This window comes from Hymenobacter cellulosilyticus, from assembly GCF_022919215.1.
GTDB classification, from domain to species: Bacteria; Bacteroidota; Bacteroidia; order Cytophagales; family Hymenobacteraceae; genus Hymenobacter; species Hymenobacter cellulosilyticus.
This window is the reverse complement of the sequence record NZ_CP095046.1, coordinates 2,322,756-2,341,438: the sequence shown is the minus strand read 5'-3', so window position 1 is coordinate 2,341,438 and position 18,683 is coordinate 2,322,756. Positions and strand designations below refer to the sequence as shown.

13 protein-coding genes, 1 tRNA gene and 4 pseudogenes are annotated in these 18,683 nt (G+C 57.2%); 5 read left to right on the top strand and 13 right to left on the bottom strand.

Features of this window, described 5'->3' with window-relative positions:
• Nucleotides 1-8 precede the first annotated feature (8 nt).
• The 8 genes and pseudogenes from MUN79_RS11350 to asnB all read right to left on the bottom strand — a co-directional run bounded on the left by MUN79_RS11350 (nucleotide 9) and on the right by asnB (nucleotide 9,535).
• A pseudogene (locus tag MUN79_RS11350) lies at nucleotides 9-1,048 on the bottom strand (DegT/DnrJ/EryC1/StrS family aminotransferase).
• A gap of 72 nt (nucleotides 1,049-1,120) precedes the next feature.
• Complete coding sequence (locus tag MUN79_RS11345) at nucleotides 1,121-2,074, bottom strand: GNAT family protein (RefSeq protein WP_244677754.1); 954 nt, start codon at nucleotides 2,072-2,074, stop codon at nucleotides 1,121-1,123.
• Entirely contained in the window at nucleotides 2,059-2,466 is a 408-nt protein-coding gene (locus MUN79_RS11340; RefSeq protein WP_244677753.1) for a sugar 3,4-ketoisomerase, read from the bottom strand. The genes MUN79_RS11345 and MUN79_RS11340 overlap by 16 nt, the downstream gene beginning before the upstream one ends.
• 17 nt (nucleotides 2,467-2,483) lie before the next feature.
• Nucleotides 2,484-3,469, bottom strand: a pseudogene (locus MUN79_RS11335) (UDP-glucuronic acid decarboxylase family protein).
• 92 nt (nucleotides 3,470-3,561) lie between these two features.
• A complete protein-coding gene (locus MUN79_RS11330; protein WP_244677752.1) occupies nucleotides 3,562-4,902 on the bottom strand; it encodes a UDP-glucose dehydrogenase family protein in 1,341 nt (446 codons plus the stop codon).
• A 74-nt stretch (nucleotides 4,903-4,976) separates the two neighbouring features.
• On the bottom strand, nucleotides 4,977-6,776 hold the full coding sequence (locus MUN79_RS11325) for a glycosyltransferase family protein (protein WP_244677751.1): 1,800 nt from the start codon (nucleotides 6,774-6,776) through the stop codon (nucleotides 4,977-4,979).
• Between the two features lie 48 nt (nucleotides 6,777-6,824).
• Nucleotides 6,825-7,580: a glycosyltransferase family 2 protein gene (locus MUN79_RS11320; protein WP_244677750.1), complete on the bottom strand. Its 756-nt coding sequence runs from the start codon at nucleotides 7,578-7,580 to the stop codon at nucleotides 6,825-6,827.
• A gap of 51 nt (nucleotides 7,581-7,631) precedes the next feature.
• A pseudogene (asnB, locus tag MUN79_RS11315) lies at nucleotides 7,632-9,535 on the bottom strand (asparagine synthase (glutamine-hydrolyzing)).
• Between the two features lie 129 nt (nucleotides 9,536-9,664).
• Between asnB and MUN79_RS11310 the strand changes: the two are divergent.
• Nucleotides 9,665-10,195 (top strand): acyl-CoA-binding protein, encoded by a 531-nt coding sequence (locus MUN79_RS11310; RefSeq protein ID WP_244677749.1) that lies wholly within the window; start codon nucleotides 9,665-9,667, stop codon nucleotides 10,193-10,195.
• Between the two features lie 103 nt (nucleotides 10,196-10,298).
• Here the strand turns inward: MUN79_RS11310 and MUN79_RS11305 are convergent, their stop codons facing one another.
• On the bottom strand, nucleotides 10,299-11,708 hold the full coding sequence (locus MUN79_RS11305) for an FAD-binding oxidoreductase (RefSeq protein ID WP_244677748.1): 1,410 nt from the start codon (nucleotides 11,706-11,708) through the stop codon (nucleotides 10,299-10,301).
• 41 nt (nucleotides 11,709-11,749) lie between these two features.
• Here MUN79_RS11305 and MUN79_RS11300 point away from each other — a divergent pair, with 41 nt between their 5' ends.
• From MUN79_RS11300 to MUN79_RS11290, 3 genes are all read left to right on the top strand, one after another.
• On the top strand, nucleotides 11,750-12,421 hold the full coding sequence (locus tag MUN79_RS11300; RefSeq protein ID WP_244677747.1) for a C40 family peptidase: 672 nt from the start codon (nucleotides 11,750-11,752) through the stop codon (nucleotides 12,419-12,421).
• A 150-nt stretch (nucleotides 12,422-12,571) separates the two neighbouring features.
• Nucleotides 12,572-15,934 carry a TonB-dependent receptor gene (locus MUN79_RS11295; RefSeq protein WP_244677746.1) on the top strand — a complete coding sequence of 1,121 codons (3,363 nt, stop codon included), beginning with the start codon at nucleotides 12,572-12,574 and terminating at the stop codon, nucleotides 15,932-15,934.
• A 182-nt stretch (nucleotides 15,935-16,116) separates the two neighbouring features.
• A tRNA-Ala gene (locus MUN79_RS11290) sits at nucleotides 16,117-16,192 on the top strand.
• Between the two features lie 116 nt (nucleotides 16,193-16,308).
• Here the strand turns inward: MUN79_RS11290 and MUN79_RS32260 are convergent.
• The 4 genes and pseudogenes from MUN79_RS32260 to MUN79_RS11280 form a co-directional block, all read right to left on the bottom strand.
• Nucleotides 16,309-16,683, bottom strand: a complete 375-nt coding sequence (locus tag MUN79_RS32260; protein ID WP_311136775.1) for a pyridoxal-phosphate dependent enzyme — start codon at nucleotides 16,681-16,683, stop codon at nucleotides 16,309-16,311.
• 193 nt (nucleotides 16,684-16,876) lie between these two features.
• A pseudogene (locus tag MUN79_RS32255) lies at nucleotides 16,877-17,077 on the bottom strand (pyridoxal-phosphate dependent enzyme); the annotation flags it as partial.
• Nucleotides 17,074-17,226: a hypothetical protein gene (locus tag MUN79_RS32250; protein ID WP_311136715.1), complete on the bottom strand. Its 153-nt coding sequence runs from the start codon at nucleotides 17,224-17,226 to the stop codon at nucleotides 17,074-17,076. The pseudogene MUN79_RS32255 and the gene MUN79_RS32250, both read right to left, overlap by 4 nt.
• Before the next feature lie 186 nt (nucleotides 17,227-17,412).
• Entirely contained in the window at nucleotides 17,413-18,141 is a 729-nt protein-coding gene (locus tag MUN79_RS11280) for a serine O-acetyltransferase (protein WP_244677745.1), read from the bottom strand.
• Between the two features lie 191 nt (nucleotides 18,142-18,332).
• Between MUN79_RS11280 and MUN79_RS11275 the strand changes: the two genes are divergently transcribed.
• Nucleotides 18,333-18,674 (top strand): cupin domain-containing protein, encoded by a 342-nt coding sequence (locus MUN79_RS11275; protein ID WP_244677744.1) that lies wholly within the window; start codon nucleotides 18,333-18,335, stop codon nucleotides 18,672-18,674.
• The last annotated feature ends 9 nt before the right edge of the window (nucleotides 18,675-18,683 follow it).

Below are 18,683 nucleotides of genomic sequence, written 5' to 3'. Positions count from 1 at the left end.
AGGGAGAATTAGCGGGTCAGGAAGGTGCGGATGTGGCTGCTCACCAGCTCCACGTGCTCCTGCGTCATACCGGGCCACATGGGCAGGCTCAAGCAGGTTTTGGCCAACTCCTCAGCAATGGGGAAGGCTCCGGCCTGGAAACCCATAAAGCGGTAGGCTTCCTGCAAGTGGGGCGGAATGGGGTAGTGAATCAGCGTGCCGATGCCCTGCTCGGTCAGGTATTTCTGCAGTTCGTCGCGCTGGCTGGTGCGCACCACGTAGAGATGATACACGTGTGAAGCCCCAGTAGCCACAACGGGCAGGTGCAGGTCGGCAATGCCCGCCAGCTGCTCGTCATACAGTGCGGCTACTTCCTGCCGCTGACCGGTCCACTCCATCAGCATGGGCAGCTTGGCGCTCAGCACGGCGGCCTGCAGCTCATCCAAGCGGGAGTTGTGGCCAATAACCTCGTTGTAGTATTTCTGCTGGGAACCGTAGTTGCGCAGGGTCCGGACTTTCTTCGCCAGCTCGCCGTTGTTGGTTGTAACGGCCCCGGCGTCGCCGAGAGCCCCAGGTTTTTGCCGGGGTAAAAACTGGTGGCATTCACGTCGCCGAAGCTGCCGGTGATGCCGCCGTTGTAGGTAGCTCCCTGCGACTGGGCGTTGTCCTCCACCACGTACAGGTTGTGCCGTTTGGCAATGGCCATGATTTCGTCCATCTCACAGGCTTGACCATAGAGGTGCACCGGCATGATGGCCCGGGTGCGGGGTGTAATGGCAGCCTCCAGCCGGGCCGGGTCGAGGTTGTAGGTGTTGGGGTTGGGCTCTACCGGAATGGGCGTGGCGCCCACGAAGGAAATAGCCAGCCAGGTGGCAATGTAAGTGTTAGACGGTACGATTACCTCGTCGCCTTCCTTTACATCAAGGGCCTTCAGGGCCAGGTGCAGAGCATCCAGACCATTGGCCACCCCGATGCACTCGGTCGTGGTGGAGAAGCGGGCATACTCGGCTTCAAACTGTTTTACAGCCTCGCCCAGCACGTACCACTGCGAATCGAATACCTGGCTCATAGCATCCAGCACCTGGGTGCGCACGGCCTGATTTTGGGGAGTAAAGGAGAGGAAAGGGACTTTCATAACGAACTAGTTGAAATGGGAGCAAGCCAGCACATGGCCGCAACCGCCGACTTTAAAATTCAATTTCTCGCAGGTGCGAAACACTGCCCGGTTGGTGGCCTGTGTGGTCATCAACACGTATTTGGCACCGTTCTGCCGGGCCCGCTGTACCGTTTCCGACACCAGCTTCAGGTGCCAGCCACGGTTGGCCGGGCCCACGGCCGTCAGTACTACGCGCGAAAACCCGGTTCCCAGGCTGGCCGCATGCGCCTGCAGGTCGCTGATAGCCAGAAACGAGTCGACGGGCAGGCCGGGTTCGGCCGGCACCAGCACATCGTCGCAATAGCCTTCCACGGCGGCCGATGCGTAGCGAGCCAGAAACTGGTCCCCAGTGTCGCCGCTAAACCATTGGTCGGCGTGAAACCGGTCGTACTCATTGCGGGCTGCGGCTGAAATCTGACCGATGGCAGCAGCCTCTTCCTTTTGGGCAGAGCGCACCGCAAACCGGGGCTGCTCGAAGCTGCTCACCGCGTCCTGAAAATACGTCAGACGCGTTTCCACCAGCCGCCACCCCGCGTCGCCCAGGGCCTGTGCCACGCGGGTATCTTCGGCGGGTAGCTCGGCAAAGCAATAAGCGGCTCCCTCCTGCCCCAGCTGCCGGCGAAACGCGGTGCCGGCCGCAGCCAGCACCGCGGCCGGCGTGCCAGCGGCAAAAAGAGCCGTAAATACCTTGTATACCGCTGCCCCGAAAAAATCGGTATCCCAGGGCAGAAAGGCATACAAGAACTGAACGGTAGCCCCGTCCTGCACAAACTCAAACACCCGATGATTCGGGTCGGCGGTATAGTCGGCAGCAGCGCCAGTTCCAAACAGGCGCTGCTGCGTAGCCACGTCGAGCTTGCGCAGGAAGTTGTAGGGCGAATAAAAGAACAGCTTATCGGCCCGGGCAGCTACCAGCTCAGCGTTTACTTGGAGCCCCATACCTCGCGGAAGTTTTCGTATTTCCGAATGTAATCCTGCTCATTATACCGCGTCGATGCAAAAACCAGCTGTACGGCCGTGTGCGAATACTGCATGGTATGCCAGGCATTCGGGGGCACATACACGCCCACGTGGGGCGACTCCAGCACGAAGGTTTGCACTTCGCCGTCGGGCATTTCCGTCGTTACGATGATACGGCCGGCTACGGCAATCAGTACCTGCTCGGTAGCGTGGTGGGCATGGCGCCCCCGCACGATGCTCTCGGGCGTGAAATACGTCCAGAACGTACGCTCTACCGTGAACGGAATCAGGCCGTTGGCTTCTCCCACGGATATATATCCGATTTCGGAAGCGCCCAGCTTGGGAAACTCAATTAAGTGCGGCTTTTGCATGTGCGGCGGTAAACGGCTTAGAACGTACGCGGGGTATTGTCGACCTGTCCGGCGGCACTAACCTGTACGTGTTCTTTGAAGTACTCCAGGGTGCGACGCAGGCCTTCGGCGCGGTCAACCTGAGGTTCCCAGCCCAGGATTTCCTTGGCTTTGGTGATATCGGGCTTACGCTTCATCGGGTCGTTCTGGGGCAGCTCCTGGTAGGTAGGCTTAAACTCCACGTTCATGAGCTTGGCAATTTCTTCGCCGAACTCCTTGATGGTGATTTCGTCGGGGTTGCCGATGTTCACGGGCAGCGGATAGTCGCTCAGCAGCAAACGGTAGATGCCTTCGATCAGGTCGTCCACGTAGCAGAAGGAACGCGTCTGCGAACCGTCGCCGAACACGGTCAGGTTCTCGCCACGCAGGGCCTGCGAGAGGAATGCTGGCAATACGCGGCCGTCGTTCAAGCGCATACGCGGGCCATAGGTGTTGAAGATGCGCACGATGCGCGTCTCTAGGCCGTGGTGGTTGTGGTAAGCCATGGTAATGGCTTCCTGGAAGCGCTTGGCTTCGTCGTAGCAGCCACGCGGACCCACGGGGTTTACGTTGCCGAAATACTCCTCTACCTGGGGGTGAATCTCCGGGTCGCCGTAAACTTCCGAGGTGCTGGCAATCAGCATGCGGGCCCTTTCACGCGGGCCAGGCCCAGCAAGTTGTGCGTACCGAGCGAACCTACTTTGAGGGTCTGGATCGGGATTTTGAGGTAGTCGATGGGCGAGGCGGGCGAGGCGAAGTGCAGGATGTAATCCAGCTTGCCAGGCACGAATACGAACTTCGACACGTCGGCGTGATGAAACTCGAAGTCTTCGCGGCCAAACAGATGCTCAATATTAGCCAGGTCGCCCGTAATCAGGTTGTCCATGGCAATAACATGGTACCCTTCCTTCAGGAACCGGTCGCAGAGGTGGGAGCCCAGAAAGCCCGCGCCGCCGGTAATTAGAATGCGTTTTTTATCAGACATGGTGTCGTTCGTTTACGTGGTTGGGCGGCAGCCGCCCAAGCTCGCCGGCTGCTGGGTACCCGGTGGGCGCGCAGCAGCCGGCGGCAATACAGTTAGGCTACCGGCTCTTTGTGGTCGGTTTTGATGCCAATGCAGTGGTAGGTGAAACCAGCCTCGTGCAACTCCTTGGCATCGTAGATGTTACGACCATCGAAGATAGACTTTTGCTTCATTAGGCGGGCCATTACCTCGAAGTTGGGCGAGCGGAAATCAGGCCACTCGGTTACCACCAGCAAAGCGTCAGCGTCGATCAGGGCCGCGAATTCATCTTTGGCGTAGGTGATACGGTCGCCGAGCGAGTGCTTGGCTTCTTCCATCGCCACTGGGTCGTAGGCCGATACGGTGCAGCCGGCATCCAGCAGCTTCTCGATGATAACCAGCGACGGAGCTTCGCGCATGTCGTCGGTCTTGGGCTTAAAGGAAAGACCCCACACGGCCATCTTCTTGCCGTTCAGGTCACCACCGAAGTGCTTGTACACTTTGTCGAACAGAACCTCTTTCTGCGCCTCGTTTACGCTTTCTACGGCTTTGAGCACCTGCATCTGGTAGCCATTCTCGGCAGCCGTCTTGATCAGGGCCTTCACGTCTTTGGGGAAGCAGGAGCCACCGTAGCCGATGCCAGGGTAGATGAACTTAGTACCGATACGAGCGTCGGAGCCGATGCCCTTGCGCACCATGTTCACGTCGGCGCCCATGATTTCGCAAAGGTTGGCAATGTCGTTCATAAACGAAATCTTGGTTGCCAGCATCGAGTTGGCAGCATATTTCGTCATTTCAGCCGATGGGATATCCATGAAGATAATCGGGTGGCCGTTGAGCAGGAAGGGCTTGTAGAGCTTGCTCATCACCTCTTCGGCACGGGACGAAGCCACGCCTACCACAATACGGTCGGGCTTGAGGAAGTCGTCGATGGCGGCACCTTCTTTCAGGAACTCGGGGTTGGAAGCTACGTCGAACTCGATGTCGGCACCGCGCTTGGCCAGAGCCTGCTCAATTTCGGCGCGCACTTTAGCGGCCGTGCCCACCGGTACCGTGCTCTTGGTCACGATAACGCCGTAGCTGTTCATGTTTTCACCGATACCGCGGGCTACGGCCAGCACGTATTTCAAATCGGCCGAACCGTCTTCACCGGGAGGCGTGCCCACGGCAATAAACGCAACGTCAGCATCCTTGATACCTTCAGCCAGGCTGGTAGAGAAGTGCAAACGACCTTTCTCGACGTTGCGGCTCACCATTTCCTCCAACCCAGGCTCATAGATGGGCAGGATGCCTTTGTGCAGGTTATCAATTTTCTTTTGGTCGATGTCGATGCAGGTAACATCAATTCCGACCTCGGCGAAGCACGTGCCGGTTACCAGCCCTACATAGCCGGTACCTACTACTGCGATTTTCATACGGGAAGAGTTTGAGATATATTCAGTTGGAGAGAGAAAAGTGAACAGGCACCATGGGTTTGGGCGGCTCAGCCTTAAAGCTTTACAGCGGCCGAGTTTACTAAAAATACCGTTGCGTGGTCGTCTTCGTAGAGCGTTTGGGCTGGCCGGCCTTTCAGATAGCCGGCCGGGTCGGTGCCGAAGTGCTTGTCGTGAACGATGAGGGCAGGAACCGTCACAGAATCCAACGCCGTGGGCGTTGCATCAAGGCGCACACAGGAGAAGGGACGATGCTGGGTTGTAAAGTCGAACTCCATGTTGCCATCGGCCAGGAAACTGTCGGCCAGGTACACTGGCGGCTGTGCTAGGTTGAGGCGGAAGCCCTGCTCCGTAAGCAAGGTGCCGATGCGGCGGTAGGAGAAGGAGTGGCTTTCGTCCAAGTAGAGTTTGTGATAAAACCCCCAGGCACTGCGTACGGTCAGAAGGAGCATCAGCAGTACCAGCGCCGGGCCAGCCAAGCGGACGAAAGCCGGGCGCTCGGTGCTAAAGCCAGCTAGTACCGCTTCCAGCGCCAGCGCCAGCAGATACGCCAGCGGCACGGCCAAGTACTGCCAGCACCGCTCGTAAGGCACCACCGACTGGGCCAGCATGAATACCATAGGCAGCACCAGCATCAGCAGACTGAGCACAACCAAAGGCTGAGGCAGCTGCCGCGAGTCCTGGCGGCGGCGCCAAAAAGATAACCCTCCCAAAATCAAGGCCAGCAGCCAGAACCAGCCCAATGCTTTGAAGGTGAAGAAGGCATAGGTTAGGTTGCCCATGGCAGGAAGCAGCTTGCGCAATACTTCAGGCCGGGAAATGGGCAGCACGTATTTGTTCTTAATCAGTGCCGACAAGCCCGAAACCGTAATAAGAGGCGTGTAGAACAGCACCACTCCCACTACCACCAGCAGGCCCAGCACAATAAGCTGGCTCATCTTGGGCTGGCGCGTCAGCAGCGAATAAAGGCCCAGCGTAATCATGATGCTGGCAAAGCCGTAGACGTAGGTCGGAATGGCAGCCATGCCCATCACCGAGGCAAAGCCCAGCAGCAGCCAGCTCAGCTGGCGGTAGCGGCTTTGGGGTTTGAGCAGCTCGGGAACCACGCAAAAGCTAATGGCCGTGCACAGCAGGATAATAGTGTAGCCCCGGGCCATAAAGCTGTAGAGCAACACCATATCAAGGCCAAAGAAGAACAGCAGCGCCGTAAGCACTACTGCGGGCCGGGCCCAGCGCTGCAGCCCCACAAACAACACCCAGTACAGCAGCATACTGGCCAGAATCGTCGTGGCCCGCATCCCAAATACAACTGAGCTTGCCAGCTTGAGCAGCGCCCCAGCCAGTACCGAAACTAGTACATGGTTGTTGGGGAAGGGGTAAAACACCAAGGAAATAGCCGGTCCGCGGGAGCTGAAGGCAATGTAGGTGTACAGCTCGTCGTAGATGAAAGGAATAGAGTAGGCGCAGTAGAAGAGCAGAAACGTGAGGGCGAAAAACAGGCTGAACAGCATCAGCCGCTGCCCAAACGTCCAGGGCCGCAGCACAGTTGTCAGGTAGATGCTCAGCAGTTTCATCTGTTGGCCTACCGTCCGCAGATACGTTTCGATAACGGCCCAAAAGCGCCACATGGCTGCTAGCAGCAACCCCAGGCCCACGAGCAGCCCCCCTACGCCAAGCTTGGCCTTGAGCAGCAGACTCTCGCTGAGCATACCGTTGAGCTTTTCGGAGTAAGCTGCCAGGCCCGCCCGGTGAATCAGCAGATCCAGCAGCGTGGCCCGGGACATAAGCATGAAGCCGATGCCCGCAGCCACGGCCACGAGAAACAGAATGCTGATTAGGTACTTAAGTAGTTTCATGTAGAGGTTAAGCCAACGGAAAAGCGCAGTAGGTGAGGGAAGCCAGAATTAGCTGCCGAATAAACCATACTTGAGGATGCAGTAAATGGCACGGAATCCGTCGCGCCAGCCGATTTTCTTGCCTTCGGCGTAGGTGCGGCCGTAGTAGCTGATGCCCACTTCATACACGCGCACGTCCTTGACCCGGGCCACCTTGGCCGTCACCTCGGGCTCGAAGCCGAAGCGGTTCTCCTGCAGCTTCAGGCCCTGAATGATGTCGCGGCGGAAGAGCTTGTAGCAGGTCTCCATGTCGGTCAGGTTCAGGTCGGTGCACATGTTGCTCAAAAAGGTGAGCATCTGGTTGCCAATGCTGTGCCAGAAGAACAGGATGCGGTGCGGGTTGCCACCCATGAAGCGCGAGCCAAACACGACGTCGGCAAAGCCCTTGAGGATGGGCTTGATCAAGAGGTTATACTCTTCCGGGTCGTACTCCAGGTCCGCATCCTGAATGATGACGTAGTCGCCCGTGGCCTCGCGGATGCCCGTGTGCAGGGCCGCGCCCTTGCCCTGGTTGACGGCGTGCTGCAGCAGGCGCAGGCCCATTTCCGGGTAGCGGGCAGCGTAGGCCTGAATCACCTCCGAGGAATTATCGGAGGAGCAGTCGTTGACTAGGATGATTTCCTTCTGAATGTTATTGACCAGTTTGAGCTCCCGCAGCAAGTCCAGAATCTGGTGAATCGTGCGGGCTTCGTTGTAAACCGGAATGACAATGGAGAGGGTACGAAATTGAACGCCGGAGGCTGAAGGAGTCAACGCTGGAATCATGAAAAAGGGCAAACGAGAAAATAAAACGACAGTTGCAAAGCCGGGCAGGGCTTACATCATATGCCGTTTCCACCAGTGCTGAAATACAATCAGTGCCCAGATGCGGGCGTGCACGTCGCCGGGGTTGCGCGAGAACAGCTGGGTTTTTAGGGCCCGAATTCCGTCCACGCTGAAAATACCCTGGGCCTCAATGAAGCCATCGGACAGCAAGTCGTCCTCAATCAAGGGCCGCAGCTCGTTGCGGAACCACTTAAGCAGCGGCACCTCGAAACCGTGCTTGGGACGCTTGTAGAGCTCCTCAGGCAACATGGGCCGGAAAGCATCCTGCACGATCTTCTTTTTCATCTTCGCGTCGATTTTGCTTTCGACGGGCAAGGAGAAGGCGAAGTTTACCACGTTGGGGTCCAGGAACGGCGGGCGCACCTCCAGGGAGTTGGCCATGCTCATCAGGTCCACCTTGGCCAGCATGTCGTAGGGCAGCACCAAGTTCATGTCGGTGAGCAGCACCTCGTTCAGGTCACCTTCCGCGTGCAGGTTTTGCAGCACATCCTTGCGGCGCTTCTCGGCCAGTTTCTTGCCCACCTTGCGGCGCGACTCGGGGCTGAGAATGTTGCGGGCATCTTTTTCGTTGACAAACGTGGCCCAATCCCAGTAACGGTCTTTGGGGCCGCTGAGCATACCGCGCGAGAAGCGCTGAAACTGCCGGATCCGGTTGCCAAAGAAAGAATTGCGCGACTTAGGCAGTACATCCCAGAGCAGGTTGAGGCCCGTTACGGCCTCGGCCTTGAAGCCGCCCTGCCGCACCTGAAACTCGCCCATGTGCTTGTTGTAGCCGGCAAACATTTCGTCGGCTCCGTCGCCCGAAAGTGCCACGGTTACTTTTTCGCGGGTGCGCTTGCTCAGAATGTACACGGCCAGGGCCGAGGAGTCGGCAAACGGCTCGTCGATGTAGTCGAGAACGTCGAAAATATGGTCGTACAGGTCCTGGTTGGTGAGCGAGAAAACCGTGTGGTTGGTTTTGTAGCGCTCAGCTACCAGCTTGGCGTACTTGGTTTCGTCGAAGAAAGGCTCGTCGCGGTAGCCAATGCTGAACGTATTCAGGTGTTGGGTATGGCGCGAGGCCAGGGCCACAATCACCGAGGAGTCGATGCCGCCGCTCAGGAAAGCGCCCAGCGGCACGTCGGCTACCAAACGGCGGGCCGTGGCGTCGTCGAGCAGGGTGACCAGCTTTTTCTGCTGCTCCTCATAGGTGAGCTTGTTTTTGCTGGTCTTCTTCGGGTCGTACGGAATCTTGTAGTAGCGCTTCTTGACCACCTTGCCTCCTTTAATAAAGAGGTAGTGACCGGGCAGCAGCTTCTTGACGCCTTTGAAAATGGTGGCCGGACCGGGGATGTAGTTGAGCTGCAAATAGTGGCTCAGGGCCACGTAATCGAGCTTACGCGGCACACCCAGAGCCAGCAGCGACTTCATCTCGGAGGCAAAGAACATCTTGTCCTCGTCGCGGTACACCAGAATGGGCTTCTCCCCATCCGGTCGCGGGCAATGAACAGGGAGTCTTCCTCTTTATCGTAGATAGCCAGGCCGAAAAAGCCGTTAAGCTTTTTCAGAAAGCCCCGCCCTTCGGAGATATACAGGTTCAGAATAACCTCTGTATCCGTCTGGGAATGAAACTTGTGCCCTTTCTTAATCAGCTTCTGGCGTAGTTCCTTGAAGTTGAAGATCTCCCCGTTGAAGACAATCGTGTAGCGACCCGACTCGTCGGTCATCGGCTGGTTGCCGTCGGCCGTCAGGTCGAGAATGGCCAGGCGGCGAAAGCCCAGACCGCAACGGTCGTACACAAAATGCCCCTGTGAATCAGGCCCACGGCTAACAATAGCGTCGGTTGAGGCATGCAACGCGGACAGCGAGCGGCGTCCTGCGTCGGTAAAAGCGAATACTCCGGTGATTCCACACATAATTGGCGGGCAAAAGTACGAACTCTGCGCACTTACTTCCTGAAAAACTTAGCAGCGCGCCCCTGCAACCAAAGCCGTGCCATGCTAGTAAACCCAGGTACTTTTCCACTCTTTAGCTATTCCCGACTTATGGACCTTCAGCAGCAAATGGATTTACAACAGCAATTTGAAGCCGCTGTAGCACGCGTAGATAATCTGCCGGGCGACAAAGCCGCCGCCCACATGACCGAACTCTACGGGCTCTACAAGCAGGCCACCGAAGGCGACCATGACACCAAAGGCGAAGTAGTCGGTGACGACTCGCCCGACAACCCGAGCGGCTACGCCGGGATGTCGCAAGCCCAGTGGGACTCCTGGAGCAAGTTTAAAGGCGTCAGCGAGGATGATGCCAAGCGCCAATACGTAGAGAAAGTAAATGCGTTGGCCGGCCCCGTCGGGGAGCAGGCGAATATTATCAGCGGCAACGGCCAGCCTACTACAGCTTCCATGGTTGGCGGCGCCGACTCCGCTTCCGGCCCCGAGGTGCAAACCTTCGACAACTCCACCACTTCCCAGCAGCCCAGCACTCAGCCCGGCGTGTCGCAGGGTGGCCTGCGCGGCGACATTACCGCTGGGGCTCCCTACGGCGGTGAAGACAAGCTGAAAGGCGACCAAAGCTAGGCCAGCCGGCACTTTACCAGTCGTATAGAAATACCCGACCCCGAAAAAGTCCCTCCATGCGGGAGGACTTTTTCGGGGTCGGGTATTTTACTTTCGGGCAGACTTAGAAAATTTTGCCAGGGTTGAGGATGCCGTGGGGGTCAAAGACTTTTTTAATACCGCGCATCAGCTCCAGGTTGGTTTCCTGCAGGGCAATGCCGATGTAGCCTTTCTGCACCAGGCCGATGCCATGCTCTCCGCTGATAGTGCCGCCCAGCTTCACGCAGAGCTCGAAAATCTCGGTGATGGGCTGGCGCAGACCCACATTCCACTGCTCGTCGGTCAGGTCTCCGCGGATGATGTTGACGTGTAAGTTTCCGTCGCCGGCGTGGCCGTAGCACACGCTCTTGAAGCCGTAGCGCTGCCCAATTTCCTTTACGCCTCTCAGCAGCGTGGGTAGCTCCGCCCGGGGCACCACGGTGTCTTCCTCCTTATACACCGAATTGTAGCGTACCGAATTGCCAATGTTGCGCCGGATTTTCCAGAGCTCATCTTTCTGCGTGGCGTTGTCGGCCAGTAGAATTTCGCCTACGTCGTAGCGCTCCAGCACACCATACACCTGTTCAGCTTCCTTGTAGAGCTGGTCCATGTCCTGCCCGTCGAGCTCAATGAGCAGGTGGGCCTTGATGTCTTCGGGCAGCGTGAGCGGGATTTTCAGGTAATCCGAGGACCAGGCAATGGCCTCGCGCTCCATAAATTCCATACCGGAGGGAATTACGCCAGCCCGGAATACGGCCGACACCGCCTCGGCTGCCTGCTCTTCCCGGCGGAAGGGCACCAGCATCAGGATATTGTGCTGCGGATACGGCAGCAGGCGAAACACAACTTTGGTGATAATGCCCAACGTGCCCTCGGAGCCTACCATCAGTTGGGTGAGGTTGTAGCCGGTAGAATTTTTCAGCGTGTTGGCCGCCGTCCAGATAATGTCGCCGGTGGGCAGCACCACTTCCAGGTTCAGGACATAGTCGCGGGTGGTGCCGTATTTCACGGCTTTGGGGCCCCCGCTGCTGTGGGCCAGGTTGCCGCCAAGCGAGCAGCTGCCTTTGCTGGCCGGGTCAGGCGGATAAAACAAGCCGACTTCCTTAACTGCAATCTGGAAGGCCTCGTTGATGACGCCCGGCTCGACGGTAGCCTGCAGGTTGCGCTCATCAATCTGGATGATACGGTTGAGCCGCTCGGTGCTTAGCACCACGCCGTGGTGCACCGGCAGCGCGCCTCCGCTCAGGCCCGTGCCGGCACCCCGCGCCGTAACGGGCACGTGGTGCTCGTGGCAGAGCCGGACAATTTTACTAATCTCGTCGGCGTTGGCGGGACGAAGTACCACATCCGGAGCAAAATGCAAATCCTCGGTGTGGTCGCGGCCATAGTCGGCGTACACGGCAGCTTCTACCCGCTGGGCAGTAAGCACATACGCCTCGCCCACGATTTGCTCGAAGGCGGCTACCAGATCAGGAGTCAGCGGTTGGAAATTCATATATAGACGGCAGAATGAACGATTCACGTATCTTTGTCCCGATGCGGGAACACCTTACGAAGGTACAGTATTCACTCCAACAGCTTCGTTGGTGGCCACTGCTACTACTTAGTGTCTTAGTCCTACTAGCCAGCTGCGGAAGCAGCCGCAAGCTCAACCAGCGCAACGGCCGCTATTACTCGGCCCGCGAAATGGCCCGCATGAAGGCCGAGGAACGGCGCCGCCGCGGCGCCCGGCCCGTGGCTAAGGCCAAAACTAAGACTTCTGCTCCAGCAGGCAAATCCAAAGTTGTGGTGAAGCGGGCCAGTAATCCGGCCACGGTTTCCCGAGATTTGGCTACCGTTATCGAAGCGGCCCGCTCCTACGAAGGAACCCCTTATAAATACGGCGGCACCACCCGTCTGGGCATGGACTGTTCGGGGCTGCTATGCGCCGCTTTTGCCGCCATCGACGTGCAAATTCCGCGTTCTTCCAATGAGCAGGCTGTATGGGGCACGCCCGTAAAACCGCAGGACCTACAGGCCGGGGATTTAGTATTTTTCGGAGCTTCGCCAGGGAGCAGTACGATTACGCACGTGGGACTAGTGACGGAGGCCAGCTCGGAAAGTGTGCAGTTCATCCACTCGTCCAGCTCGTTAGGAGTAGTTGAGAACAGCTTGGAAAGCGACTATTATCTGAGCCGGTTTATCCGGGCGGTGAGACCTAGATTGTGAATTTCCCCCTTACCTTTGTAGTAGAAACTCCCTGATACGAGTGCTGTTAGCCAAAGACAACGATTTGGTAACGAACCCGGTCAGAAACGTCCTTACTTTTGCATTCCTTTTCCGATTAAGCCTCCTCTTTTTTCACCTACTTACCCATTTATGAAACACTCACGTTTACGCCTCTTACTCCTGTTGGTGTTGACGCTGTTGTCAGCCCCAGCGGCGTGGAGTCAGGTAACTACTTCGGCTATGAACGGTGTCATCACCGACAAGTCCGGAGGTGGTTTGCCAGGCGCAACGGTCATTGCCGTCCACACCCCAACGAACACCCAATACGTGTCGCCCACGAACTCGGAAGGTCGCTTCAACATCAGCGGCATGCGGGTAGGTGGTCCGTACTCGGTCCGCGTGACCTTTATTGGTTATAAGGATGCGGCTCGTGATGGTATTTTCCTGACCCTGGGTCAGAACCTGCGCTTGGACATCAACCTGAGCGAGGCAACAACTGAACTGGCTGATGTAGTAGTACGGGGTCAGCGCGACAACATCATCAACGCCGACCGTACCGGCTCAGTGACTTCGGTACAGCGCGAACAGATTGAGCGTTTGCCTTCGATTACCCGGAGCCTGAATGACTTCACGCGTTTGACGCCTCAGGCTGGCAGTAGTGGTGGTGTTGGTGGTGGTAACAACCGTCAGAACAACTTCACGGTCGACGGCTCTGACTTCAACAACAACTTCGGTATCGGCGGCAACCTGCCCGCCGGCGGCTCGCCTATCTCCCTGGACGCCGTGGAGCAGCTTACTGTTAGCGTAACGCCTTACGACGTACGTCAGTCGGGCTTTACCGGTGGTGCTATCAACGCCGTTACCCGCTCCGGTTCCAACAACTTTACAGGCTCTGTATATACCTTCTTCCGCAACCAGGATTTCACTGGTACCCGGGTAGGTGACCAGTCTTTTGAGCTGCAAAAATCTCAGTTCAATCAGTACGGCTTCCGTTTGGGTGGCCCCGTTATCAAAGACAAAGTTTTCTTCTTTGTTAACGCCGAAATCGAGAAGAACGCTAGTCCTTTCTCCCAGCGCGTAGCTGCTACGTCTGGTGCTGCTTACGGCAGCAACCCCAACATTACCCGTCCTTTGGCTAGCGAGTTGGATGAAGTTCGCAACTACCTGCGCAATCGTTATGGGTACGAAACCGGCGAATACCAAGGCTATGATACCGAGCGTACTCGCAACAAGATTCTGGCCCGCGTAGACTGGAACATCAGCCAGAACCACCGCTTCAACGTGCGCTACAGCCAGACAGAGGGCAAAGAGGTAAACCCGACCAGTAACTCGGCTGCTCCCTCCTTCCCAACCGGCATCAGCCGTGGCAACACAACTGCTCTAGGCTTCCAGAATTCCAACTACTACCAGGAGGCTAACTTCTACTCGCTGGCCGCTGAATTGAACTCTACTTTCGGCAGCACGATGTCTAACACCCTGCGTGGTACCTTCACCAAGCAGAACGACCCCCGTAGCTCCGACAGCCAGATCTTCCCCTTCGTTGACATCCTGAAGTCGGACGGTCCCGGCCAGACGGCTACTCCCTTCACGTACTTCGGTTACGAGCCTTTCTCGTATGGCAACCTGCGCGACGTAGAAATCTATTCGTTCCGCGACGACTTCACGTGGATTCTGGCTAATCACAACCTGACCTTCGGTGCCCAGGTTGACTTCAGCACTACTCGCAACGGCTTCCAGCGTCAGGGCACTAGCTACTACCGCTTCAACTCGTACGAGGACTTCCTGAAAGCGTCGAACCCTGATCCGGCCATTGCCAAGACTGGCGTGCCGACCGCCTTCTCGCTGACGTACTCACTGGCGCCTAACTTCGAGCAGGCATTCCCGACTTTCAAGTTCGGGCAGTATTCCTTCTACGCTCAGGATGAATTTGTTGTTAACCCCCGATTCCGCGTAACCGGTGGCTTGCGTCTTGACTACACTACCTTCCCTGAGCCTCTGCAACAGCACAAGCTGATTGAGCCTCTCGTGTTTGCTGGTGGCGAGAAAATCGACGTATCGCGTCTGCCCGAGTCGAAAGTTCTGTGGTCGCCCCGTTTAGGCTTCAACTGGGATGTTGAAGGCAACGGTACGGTACAGTTGCGTGGTGGTTCCGGTATTTTCAGCGGCCGTATTCCGTACGTGTGGATTGTTAGCCAAGCCGGCGACGCTGGTCTGCTGCAAATCACGGACTCTTACGAAGGCGCTACGCAAATGGCGACGCTTCCTGGCGGCGGCTATCGCGGCTTCAGCCCCGATCCTACCTTCTACCGCCCTTCGACCGTCCCTGCCGCTGGCACGTCTATCCCGACCTCGACTACGTCGCTTGATCCTAACTTCAAGTTTCCGCAAACCTGGAAGAGCAGCTTGGCTGTTGACGTGAGACTGCCCTTCGGTATCGTGGGTTCGTTGGAAGGTATCTATAACAAGGACCTGAACACCGCTTTGTTCCGTAACCCTAACCTAGTTGCCCCTCAGAGCCTGAACATCTCTGGCTACCCCGACAACCGCATGGTGTACCCCGTTAACGTGCAGGACCGTTACTTCAACCCTATCCTGCGTGGTCAGCCTGTAGCAACTGGTACTGCTAACGCCGGTACCTACGACGCCATTGTTCTCGGCAACGCCAGCCAGGGCTACTACTGGTCGGCAACAGCCAAGCTGGAGAAGCAGTTCGACAACGGTCTGTTGGCTTCGGTTGCCTACGTACGCAGCGATGCTCGTAACCTGTTCGACGGTAGTGGCGACCAGCCCCGCGGTTCGTGGCAGAACAACCCGAGCGTAAACGGTTCGAACTTCCCTGAGCTTAGCTACGCTAGCTACGTAGTTCCAGACCGCGTAATTGCTTCGATTTCGTACCGCAAAGAGTACCTGGAGCACTTGGGCACTACCCTGTCCCTGGTCTATGAAGGTTCGCAGGCTGGCCGTTTCTCGTACACCTACAGCAATGACCTGAACCGTGATGGCGCTTTCGCCGACCTGATTTACATTCCTAAAGATCCTTCCGAAATCACTTTCGTAAGCAACACCACGGGTGGAGTGACCTACGATGCTCCTACGCAGAGTGCCGCTTTCTTCAAGTACCTCGAGCAAGACAAGTACCTGAGCAAGCACCGCGGTGAGTATGCTGAGCGTAACGGTGCTCTGCTGCCCTGGCGCAGCCAGTTTGACGTGAAACTGTTGCAAGACCTGTTCACCAACATTGGTGACAAGCGCAACACGCTGCAGCTAAGCCTTGACGTGGTCAACCTGGGCAACCTGTTGAACAAGGACTGGGGTGCTACCCAGACCATCAACCAGAGCTCCATCCTGGCTGTTGCCAACGGTAACAGCGTAGTAGCCAACGGTACTACCCGTCCTACGTTCCGCCTCAACCTGGACCGCAATGGTCTGCCCGTTGAAACGTTCCGTAACACGCTGGGTGTAACCTCAACTTACTACCTGCAGCTGGGCCTACGCTACATCTTCGGCAACTAATCTCCTCTGTGAGTTAGTCCCTGAAAGCGGGAGGAACAATGTTCCTCCCGCTTTTTTTGGCCTAGTTATCAAGCTGATGCATTTTTTATTAGTTTTTTTATTCCTCAACGCTTGCACATTCTCCTTCTGCGCCTACCTTTGCATCACAATTCCACGGTAGATGACTGCGGAATAAACCACACGGGGATTAGCTCAGCTGGCTAGAGCGCTTGCATGGCATGCAAGAGGTCATCGGTTCGACTCCGATATTCTCCACCAAAAGCCCAACCCCACGGTTGGGCTTTTTTGTTGCCCATACTATAAGCTTCGTAATGCTTGAGTAATAAAAAAGCCCCGCTATTGCGAGGCTTTTTTATTACTGGTGTCGTTAGACTTTACACAAACAAGCCGTCTACCGACAAGTACCGCTCACCGGTATCGTAGCAGAACGTCAGGACGCGGCTGCCCTGGGGCATTTCGGGCAGCTTCTTGGCCACGGCTGCCAGCGAGGCTCCGGACGAAACGCCAATGAACATTCCCTCTTCCCGAGCCGCGCGGCGGGCCATATCAAAGGACTCCTGCTGGCTAACCTGAATGGTACCATCGAGCACGTCGGTGTGCAGGTTGGCAGGAATGAAACCGGCGCCGATGCCCTGAATCGGGTGTGGGCCCGGGGCACCACCGCTGATAACGGGTGAAAGCTCCGGCTCCACGGCAAAGGTCTTCATGTTTGGATACAACGGCTTGAGAACTTCGGTGACGGCCGTGATGTGGCCGCCTGTACCTACGCCGGTAATGTGGTAGTCGAAGCCTTCGGGGCGTCGCGCAGAATTTCCTGGGCCGTTGTTTCGGCGTGTACTTTAATGTTGGCCGGGTTTTCAAACTGCATCGGCATCCAGGCGCCGGGGTATCGCGCACCAGCTCGTGGGCTTTTTCGATGGCGCCCTTCATGCCTTTCTCCCGGGGCGTGAGCTCCAGGTTGGCCCCGTAAGCAGCCATTAGCCGCCGCCGCTCGATGGACATCGACTCAGGCATTACCAACGTCAGTTTGTAGCCTTTCACGGCCGTGACCATGGCCAGGCCCACGCCGGTATTGCCCGAGGTAGGCTCCACAATCAGGCTGTCGGCGTTGAGCAGACCTTCCTTTTCGGCTTGCTCAATCATAGCCAGCGCAATCCGGTCTTTGATGCTGCCCCGGGGTTGGCCCGTTCCAGCTTCACCCATACTTCCACGTCGGGACGTTGGGCAAACAGACGATTCAGGCGCAGCAGGGGCGTGTTGCCAATGGTATCGAGGATGGTGTTGGCTTTCATGGGAAAAGTGGCAAGTAAAAAGTAGGAAGTTGGTTTTAGGTGATGGCAGAAAACAAACCAGAGCCAAAGCCGGCTAGTGAGAAGGCAAATTAAATGGAGAAGGTGATATCCGCCGAGGGTCCTCCGAGCGGGTCACGTGAATCTGAGCCCGGTGGTATACCCGCGAATGAGAAGGCACACTCTCAGTCAGCCACACGTTGCCGCCAATGATGCTGTGGCTGCCGACCACCGTGCTGCCGCCCAGAATGGTAGCCCCGCATACACCACGGTATGATCTTCGATGGTGGGGTGACGCTTGATATTAGCCATATGCTTGGCTACGCTCAACGCACCCAGCGTTACTCCCTGAAAAATCTTGACGTAGGCCCCGATAACCGCCGTTTCGCCGATAACGATGCCCGTGCCGTGGTCAATGCAGAATGACGGGCCGATACGGGCGCCGGGGTGAATATCGACGCCGGTGCGGGTGTGGGCGTATTCGCTCAGCAGCCTCGGTACGCGGGGCACCTGCAGCTGGTAGAGGGCGTGCGCAAAGCGGTGCAGGGCAATGGCGTAAAAGCCCGGGTAGGTACTGATAACTTCTTCGCTGCCCTTGGCGGCCGGGTCGGCTGCTACAATAGCCTCGGCGTCGCCCAGGAGCAGATCGCGCAGTTGGGGCAGGCCCTGCATGCAGGTTTGGGCAATCTGCTCGGCTTCGGCGGTGCTGAGCACCGAACGCAGTAAGTCGGCCAGATCCGTTTGCAGCTGGTAAAGCACCGCCTCTACCGCATCGGTGCTGTTAAGCGGACGGGTGGCACGCTCGGGAAACAAAACCTGCAGCAGCTGGTCGGCGAGCAGGCAGAGTGCCTGACCAGGCAAAGGAGCAGTGGCCTGCCGGTGGGCAGCGGCCAGCGACTGAATAAAAGCAGCGTGCATGGGTAAAGCAAAAAACGGCGCGGCCCCGACACAGAGCGAGCGGCTTAAGATGGCAATATAACGGCCATAACGTATGCTGCAACCAAGCGCGGGCCGGAAGGTTTGGAAGACAACCGCCCCGGGCACCTTGCGTTAGGCTATACACCTGCGCTTACTAAACCTCAACCACTCACCTTACCCCTAACCCTATTATGGCTGATACGTCCATCACCAAAATCGATTCACGGTTTTCTCCCAAAGGCAAAGACGGCGAAAAATACCTGGCTTCCGGCATTCACGTAGCCATGCGGCTCTGGGAAAATGAAGAGCCCGCCGAGGCGAAAGAAGCAGTGGCCCGCCCCTACGAAACAGTAGGGTATGTTATCAGCGGCAAAGCGGAGCTGCACATTGAGGGCCAGGTGGTGCTCCTGGAGCCCGGCAACTCGTGGGTAGTGCCCAAGGAATCATCTCACAGCTATAAAATTCTGGAAACTTTCACTGCTGTAGAAGCTACCACCCCGCCGGCCCAGGTACATGGGCGCGAAGACGCTTAGTTCAACGCG